Source organism: Streptococcus sp. 477, from assembly GCF_013277295.1.
In the GTDB taxonomy this organism is placed as follows: Bacteria; Bacillota; Bacilli; order Lactobacillales; family Streptococcaceae; genus Streptococcus; species Streptococcus pseudopneumoniae.
The window spans coordinates 1-7,509 of record NZ_VMMQ01000094.1; the positions used below are offsets into that span (position 1 = coordinate 1).

A 7,509-nucleotide genomic window follows, 5' to 3' on the forward strand; every position below is an offset into this window, starting at 1 on the left:
TCGATCCCGTTAACTCCCATTTTAGCGGGTGTAGTTTAGTGGTAAAACTACAGCCTTCCAAGCTGTTGTCGCGAGTTCGATTCTCGTCACCCGCTTTGAACTTTGTTCTTTGTACCAAGTTTTTGACTTGGGCGCGTAGCTCAGGTGGTTAGAGCGCACGCCTGATAAGCGTGAGGTCGGTGGTTCGAGTCCACTCGTGCCCATAGTGTTTAGTCCATTACTAGGGGATTGGAATATTATCTGTTCACTAAGAGGACACGGGCTTGTTCCTGTATAAACTATTTTGGAGGATTACCCAAGTCCGGCTGAAGGGAACGGTCTTGAAAACCGTCAGGCGTGTAAAAGCGTGCGTGGGTTCGAATCCCACATCCTCCTTTTATATTAACGCGGGATGGAGCAGCTCGGTAGCTCGTCGGGCTCATAACCCGAAGGTCGTAGGTTCAAATCCTGCTCCCGCAATAAGGCTCGGTAGCTCAGTTGGTAGAGCAATGGATTGAAGCTCCATGTGTCGGCGGTTCGATTCCGTCTCGCGCCATTTATATATTTTGGAAGGGTAGCGAAGAGGCTAAACGCGGCGGACTGTAAATCCGCTCCTTCGGGTTCGGGGGTTCGAATCCCTCCCCTTCCATTTTACGGGCATAGTTTAAAGGTAGAACTAAGGTCTCCAAAACCTTCAGTGTGGGTTCAATTCCTACTGCCCGTGTTAATAAAATTATGGCGGGTGTGGTGAAGTGGTTAACACACCAGATTGTGGCTCTGGCATGCGTGGGTTCGATCCCCATCACTCGCCTATTTTATATTATTGGGGTATAGCCAAGCGGTAAGGCAAGGGACTTTGACTCCCTCATGCGTTGGTTCGAATCCAGCTACCCCAGTTACTATTTGCCGGCGTGGCGGAATTGGCAGACGCGCTGGACTCAAAATCCAGTGTCCGCAAGGACGTGCCGGTTCGACCCCGGCCGCCGGTATAGTATAGCGATAAGGAACGTTGTAAGTCTTCGTTCCTTTTTTATATTATTTTTGCTATAATAATACTTATCCAAATTTTATTTAGATTATGAAAGTGTAGGGAAGTATGTCTCGTTCTATCGATTTATTAAAACATCGGTATTTGAAAAATATTAAAGAAAATCCTGAATTGTTTGTCGGGATTGAGCTGGAATATCCTGTTGTAAACTTGGAAGGGGATGCTACAGATGTTGAAGTTATCAAGTACTTATTCCGATATTTAGTTTCTTCTTTTGATTTTACTGTCGAAAAGGTAGATGATTTTGGCAATCTGATCCAGTTAGTAGATCCGATAAGTCAGGATGCTATTTTATTTGAAGTTTCCTATACAACGATTGAGTTTGCATTTGGTAAGGCTGAAACAATTCAAGATGTCGAAAATCGTTTTAATAATTATATGGATGTAATTCAGAGAAAGTTAGCTGAATCAAATCATGCTATTGTTGGCTGTGGAATTCATCCTAACTGGGATAAGAATGAGAACTGTCCAGTGGCTTATCCACGCTATCAGATGTTGATGGATTATTTGAATTTGAGTAGAAATATTATTAAATCAGATTTACATCATTTCCCTGAATATGGTACTTTTATCTGTGGGAGCCAGGTTCAGCTGGATATTTCAAAAACCAACTACTTGCGGGTGATTAATGCTTTTACTCAAATTGAAGCGGCTAAGGCTTATGTATTTGCCAATTCTGAGTTTACAGGTGCGGATTGGGATACAAAAATTTCAAGGGACATCTTCTGGGAAGAATCGATGCATGGCATCTATCCAGAGAATGTTGGGGTTAATACTAGACTTTTTGATGATGAAGATGATTTTTTTGACTATCTCGATCATTCTGCGATTTTTACTGCGGAACGTGATGGACAAACCTATTATTTTTATCCCATTCAGGCTAGGGACTATTTGGCTACATCTGAAATCCAAGCATATGCTCTTAATGGGGATGAGATTCTTATTTACCCTCAAGAGAAGGATTTTGAAACTCATCGTAGTTACCAGTACCAAGACTTAACGACTCGAGGAACAGTTGAGTTTCGTAGTGTGTGTACTCAGCCTCTAGATAAAACCTTCGCTTCTGCTGCCTTTCACTTGGGATTATTAGTTAATTTAGATAAGTTAGAAGCTTACTTAGAAACAGCACCTTTCTTTAAAGAATTTGGGCGAAATTATAAATTTTTAAGACGACAATTTTCTAAGAAAAAGCTTACAGATCAGGAAGAAACTGCGATTATTGGATTTTCCAAAGACTTACTCCTGCTAGCCGAGGAAGGACTGAAGATGAGAAATAAGAAAGAAATGACCTACCTACAGCCTTTGAAAGAAGAATTGAGCCTATAATTTCTCTTACTAAAGGGAGAATTTTCTGAAAAATCATGATATAATGGAAGAGACTATAGATAAAGGATAGAGAGTAATGACATTAGTTTATCAATCAACGCGTGATGCCAACAATACAGTAACTGCTAGCCAAGCTATTTTGCAAGGTTTGGCGACGGACGGCGGTTTGTTTACACCGGTTACTTATCCAAAGGTAGATTTGGACTTTGACAAATTGAAAGCTGCTTCTTATCAGGAAGTTGCTAAGATTGTTTTGTCAGCATTTTTAGATGACTTTACAGCTGAAGAGTTGGACTACTGTATCAACAATGCCTACGATAGTAAATTTGATACTCCAGCTATAGCGCCTTTGGTGAAATTAGACGGTCAATACAATTTGGAACTGTTCCATGGTTCAACGATTGCCTTTAAGGATATGGCCTTGTCTATTTTGCCATACTTTATGACAACAGCTGCTAAGAAGCATGGTTTGGTGAACAAGATTGTCATCTTAACAGCGACATCTGGTGACACGGGGAAAGCTGCTATGGCGGGGTTTGCGGATGTGCCTGGTACTGAGATTATTGTCTTTTATCCAAAGGATGGTGTCAGCAAGGTACAAGAGTTGCAAATGACCACTCAGACTGGTGGTAATACTCATGTTATCGCAATAGATGGTAACTTTGATGATGCCCAAACAAATGTGAAGCATATGTTTAACGATGGGGCTCTTCGTGAAAGATTAGCGGCCAACAAGTTGCAATTTTCATCTGCAAACTCTATGAACATTGGTCGTCTGGTGCCACAGATTGTTTATTATGTTTATGCCTATGCTCAGTTGGTTAAGACTGGTGAGATTGTGGCTGGTGATAAGGTCAACTTCACAGTACCAACAGGAAACTTTGGAAATATCTTGGCTGCCTTTTATGCTAAGCAAATTGGTCTCCCAGTTGGCAAATTGATCTGTGCTTCAAATGACAACAATGTTTTGACAGACTTTTTCAAGACACGTGTTTACAATAAGAAACGTGAGTTTAAGGTAACAACTAGTCCATCTATGGATATTTTGGTGTCTTCAAACTTGGAGCGCTTGATTTTCCATCTTTTGGGTAATGATGCTGAAAAGACTGCTGAACTCATGAATGCCTTGAACACGCAAGGACAATATGAGTTGACAGATTTTGATGCAGAGATTCTTGATCTCTTTGCGGCTGAATATGCGACTGAGGAAGAAACTGCAGCAGAAATCAAACGTGTTTATGAGTCAGATTCTTATATCGAGGATCCACATACGGCGGTTGCCTCAGCAGTTTATAAAAAATACCAAGCGGCTACTGGGGATGCGACTAAGACAGTGATTGCTTCAACAGCTAGTCCATACAAGTTCCCAGTGGTTGTAGTAGAAGCTGTGACTGGAAAATCAGGGCTTGGCGACTTTGAAGCCTTGGCTCAATTACATGATATTTCAGGAGTGGCAGTGCCGCCAGCAGTTGATGGGCTTGAAACAGCTCCTGTTCGTCACAAGACAACAGTGGCAGCTACTGACATGCAAGCAGCGGTTGAGGCTTATCTAGGACTTTAAGACAGAGGGAGTAAACTCGGTTGGGAAACCAACTGAGTTTCTTTTCATCAGGAGGAGAGATTGTTTAAGAAAAATAAAGATATTCTTAATATTGCCTTACCAGCTATGGGTGAAAACTTTTTGCAGATGCTCATGGGAATGGCGGACAGTTACTTGGTAGCCCACTTGGGCTTGATAGCTATTTCGGGTGTATCAGTAGCTGGCAATATTATCACGATTTACCAGGCGATTTTCATCGCTCTGGGAGCTGCTATTTCCAGTGTTATTTCAAAAAGTTTGGGGCAGAAGGATCAGTCTAAGCTAGCCTATCATGTGACTGAAGCCTTGAAGATTACCTTACTATTAAGTTTCCTTTTAGGAACTTTGTCCATCTTCGCTGGGAAAGAGATGATAGGACTTTTGGGGACGGAGAGAGATGTAGCTGAGAGTGGTGGACTCTACCTATCTTTAGTTGGTGGTTCGATTGTTCTTTTGGGCTTGATGACGAGTCTGGGTGCTTTGATTCGTGCAACACATAATCCACATCTGCCTCTCTATGTTAGTCTTTTATCCAATGCCTTGAATATTCTTTTTTCCAGTCTAGCTATTTTTATCCTTGATATGGGGATAGCGGGTGTTGCTTGGGGGACTATTCTGTCTCGCTTGGTTGGTCTTGTGATTTTGTGGTCACAATTAAAACTGCCTTATGCGAAGCCAACTTTTGGTTTAGATAAGGAACTATTGACCTTAGCTTTGCCAGCAGCTGGAGAGCGGCTTATGATGCGGGCTGGTGATGTCGTTATCATTGCCTTGGTCGTTTCTTTTGGAACGGAGGCAGTTGCTGGGAATGCAGTCGGAGAAGTCTTGACCCAGTTTAACTACATGCCTGTCTTTGGCGTGGCTACGGCAACGGTCATGCTAGTGGCTCGAGCAGTTGGAGAGGATAATTGGAAAAGAGTAGCTAGTTTGAGCAAGCAAACCTTTTGGCTTTCTCTGGTCCTCATGTTGCCCTTGACCTTTAGTATCTATGCCTTGGGTATACCACTAACTCATCTCTATACGACTGATCCTCTAGCTGTTGAGGCTAGTGTTCTAGTGACACTTTTTTCACTACTTGGTACTCCTATGACGATAGGAACAGTCATCTATACAGCAGTCTGGCAGGGTTTGGGCAATGCTCGGCTTCCCTTTTATGCGACAAGTATAGGAATGTGGTGTATCCGCATTGGAACAGGATATCTGATGGGGCTTGTGCTTGGTTGGGGCTTACCTGGTATTTGGGCCGGAACCCTTTTGGATAATGGTTTTCGTTGGTTATTTCTACGCTACCGCTACCAGCGTTATATGAGCTTGAAAGGATAGGAAATGCAAAAAACAGCTTTTATTTGGGATTTAGACGGGACTTTATTGGACTCTTACGAAGCGATTTTATCAGGGATTGAGGAGACTTTTGCTCAGTTTTCTATTCCTTATGATAAGGAGAAGGTAAGAGAGTTTATCCTCAAGTATTCGGTGCAGGATTTGCTTGTGCAGGTGGCGGAAGAGCGAAAGCTAGATGTGGAAGTGCTCAATCAAGTGCGTGCCCAAAGTCTGGCTGAAAAGAATGCTCAGGTAATTTTGATGCCAGGTGCGCGTGAGGTGCTAGCTTGGGCAAATGAGACAGGGATTCAGCAGTTTGTCTATACTCATAAGGGGAAGAACGCTTTTACCATTCTCAGAGATTTGGGTTTGGAGTCCTATTTTACGGAGATTTTAACCAGTCAGAGTGGCTTTGCGCGGAAGCCAAGTCCAGAAGCGGCTAACTATCTGTTAGACAAGTATCAGTTGAATTCTGACAATACTTATTATATAGGGGATCGGACTCTGGATGTGGAATTTGCCCAGAATAGTGGGATTCAAAGTCTCAACTTTTTAGAGTCGTCTTATGAAGGCAATCACAGGATTCAAGCGTTAGTAGATATTTCCCGTATTTTTGAGGTTGAGCGATAAAAAGATTATGTCAGTTTTGTGACAGAGACCTAACAAACTGTTTCAAGTAACCGAGTTTGTTACAAGGAATAGACAGTTCTGTTAAATAGGCCCGAGAGGGCTTTTTTTCTGCATTTTTTGTGTTATGATAGACAGGTACTCATTTGAAAGGAATTTGAAAGAATGAAGAAAAGAATATTATTAGCCTCAACAGTAGCCTTGTCATTTGCCCCAGTATTGGCAACTCAAGCAGAAGAAGTTCTTTGGACTGCACGTAGTGTTGAGCAAATCAAAAATGATTTGACTAAAACGGATAACAAAACTAGTTATACCGTTCAGTATGGTGATACCTTGAGCACAATTGCAGAAGCCTTGGGTGTAGATGTCACAGTTCTTGCGAATTTGAATAAAATCACTAATATGGACTTGATTTTCCCAGAAACTGTTTTGACAACGACTGTCAATGAAGTAGAAGAAGTAACGGAAGTTGAAATCCAAACACCCCAAGCAGACTCTAATGAAGAAGTGACAACTGCGACAGCAGATTTGACAACCAATCAAGTGACTGTAGATGATCAAACTGTTCAAGTTGCAGATCTTTCTCAACCAATTGCAGAAGCGCCAAAAGAAGTCTCATCAAATTCAGAAGTTACAGAGACAGTGACTGCTACAGAAGAAGTGACACCATCTACAGGAACTTCTGTCCCAGAGGAGCAAACAGCCGAAACAAGTAGTGCAGTTGCAGAAGCAGCTCCTCAGGCAATGACTCCAGCTGAGAAAGATGAAACTCAAGCAAGCACTCAAGCTGAATCAGCAGTAGAAGCAACTACAACACCAGTAGAAGAAAAAGCTCCTGAAACAACTGCAACAAGTTCAGAAGCAAAAGAAGTAGCATCATCAAATGGAGCTACACCAACAGTTTCTACTTATCAACCAGAAGAGACGAAGATAGTTTCAACAACTTACACAGCTCCAGCTGCGCCTGATTATGCTGGACTTGCAGTAGCGAAATCTGAAAATGCAGGCCTTCAACCACAAACGGCTGCCTTTAAAGAAGAAATTGCCAACTTGTTTGGCATCACATTCTTTAGTGGTTACCGTCCAGGAGACAGTGGAGATCACGGAAAAGGTTTGGCTATTGACTTTATTGTACCAGAAAGCTCAGAACTAGGGGATAAGATTGCGGAATACGCTATTCAAAATATGGCCAGCCGCGGCATTAGTTACATCATCTGGAAACAACGTTTCTATGCTCCATTCGATAGCAAATATGGGCCAGCTAACACTTGGAATCCAATGCCAGACCGCGGTAGTGTGACAGAAAACCACTATGACCATGTTCACGTTTCAATGAATGGATAAACCAGACTTGGTAATATCATTTTGACGAATGAGATCTAGCTTTCGTGATAGGAAGTAGGTCTTGTTCGTTTTTTATTTGTCATACTCTTCGAAAATCTCTTCAAACCACGTCAGTTTTATCTGAAACCTCAAAGCTGTGCTTTGAGCAACCTGCGACTAGCTTTCTAGTTTACTCTTTGATTTTCATTGAGTATCAATTTGAATGGAAGATGGGAAGTTTCTGTCTTGTAATGATTCAAGCAACATTCTTGCAATCTATTTTACTTTATACTCAATTGTTTTCAAA

General features: G+C 41.9%; 5 protein-coding genes and 10 tRNA genes. All 15 read left to right on the forward strand.

The window, feature by feature from the left end; genetic code table 11:
• Positions 1-24: 24 nt before the first annotated feature.
• The 15 genes from HT691_RS10390 (at position 25) to HT691_RS10460 (ending at position 7,223) form a co-directional block, all read left to right on the forward strand.
• Positions 25-95: transfer RNA gene (locus tag HT691_RS10390), tRNA-Gly, on the forward strand.
• A gap of 34 nt (positions 96-129) precedes the next feature.
• Positions 130-203 (forward strand) — tRNA-Ile (locus tag HT691_RS10395).
• An 82-nt stretch (positions 204-285) separates the two neighbouring features.
• Positions 286-375, forward strand: a tRNA-Ser gene (locus HT691_RS10400).
• 10 nt (positions 376-385) lie between these two features.
• A tRNA-Met gene (locus tag HT691_RS10405) sits at positions 386-459 on the forward strand.
• 3 nt (positions 460-462) lie between these two features.
• Positions 463-535, forward strand: a tRNA-Phe gene (locus HT691_RS10410).
• A gap of 12 nt (positions 536-547) precedes the next feature.
• A tRNA-Tyr gene (locus tag HT691_RS10415) sits at positions 548-628 on the forward strand.
• Positions 629-632: 4 nt separating this feature from the next.
• Positions 633-703, forward strand: a tRNA-Trp gene (locus HT691_RS10420).
• Between the two features lie 14 nt (positions 704-717).
• Positions 718-790 (forward strand) — tRNA-His (locus HT691_RS10425).
• A 13-nt stretch (positions 791-803) separates the two neighbouring features.
• Positions 804-875 (forward strand) — tRNA-Gln (locus HT691_RS10430).
• A gap of 9 nt (positions 876-884) precedes the next feature.
• Positions 885-968: transfer RNA gene (locus tag HT691_RS10435), tRNA-Leu, on the forward strand.
• A 107-nt stretch (positions 969-1,075) separates the two neighbouring features.
• Positions 1,076-2,353, forward strand: coding sequence for a gamma-glutamylcysteine synthetase (locus tag HT691_RS10440; RefSeq protein ID WP_138706284.1), 1,278 nt, complete (start codon positions 1,076-1,078; stop codon positions 2,351-2,353).
• 76 nt (positions 2,354-2,429) lie between these two features.
• Positions 2,430-3,914 (forward strand): threonine synthase, encoded by a 1,485-nt coding sequence (gene thrC / locus HT691_RS10445; RefSeq protein ID WP_023934400.1) that lies wholly within the window; start codon positions 2,430-2,432, stop codon positions 3,912-3,914.
• A gap of 60 nt (positions 3,915-3,974) precedes the next feature.
• Entirely contained in the window at positions 3,975-5,255 is a 1,281-nt protein-coding gene (locus HT691_RS10450) for an MATE family efflux transporter (RefSeq protein WP_172925365.1), read from the forward strand.
• Positions 5,256-5,258: 3 nt separating this feature from the next.
• The gene (locus HT691_RS10455) at positions 5,259-5,882 is read left to right on the forward strand and encodes an HAD family hydrolase (protein WP_023934402.1); all 624 of its coding nucleotides are present in this window, start codon (positions 5,259-5,261) and stop codon (positions 5,880-5,882) included.
• Positions 5,883-6,044: 162 nt separating this feature from the next.
• Complete coding sequence (locus HT691_RS10460; protein ID WP_023937553.1) at positions 6,045-7,223, forward strand: LysM domain-containing protein; 1,179 nt, start codon at positions 6,045-6,047, stop codon at positions 7,221-7,223.
• Positions 7,224-7,509 lie beyond the last annotated feature (286 nt).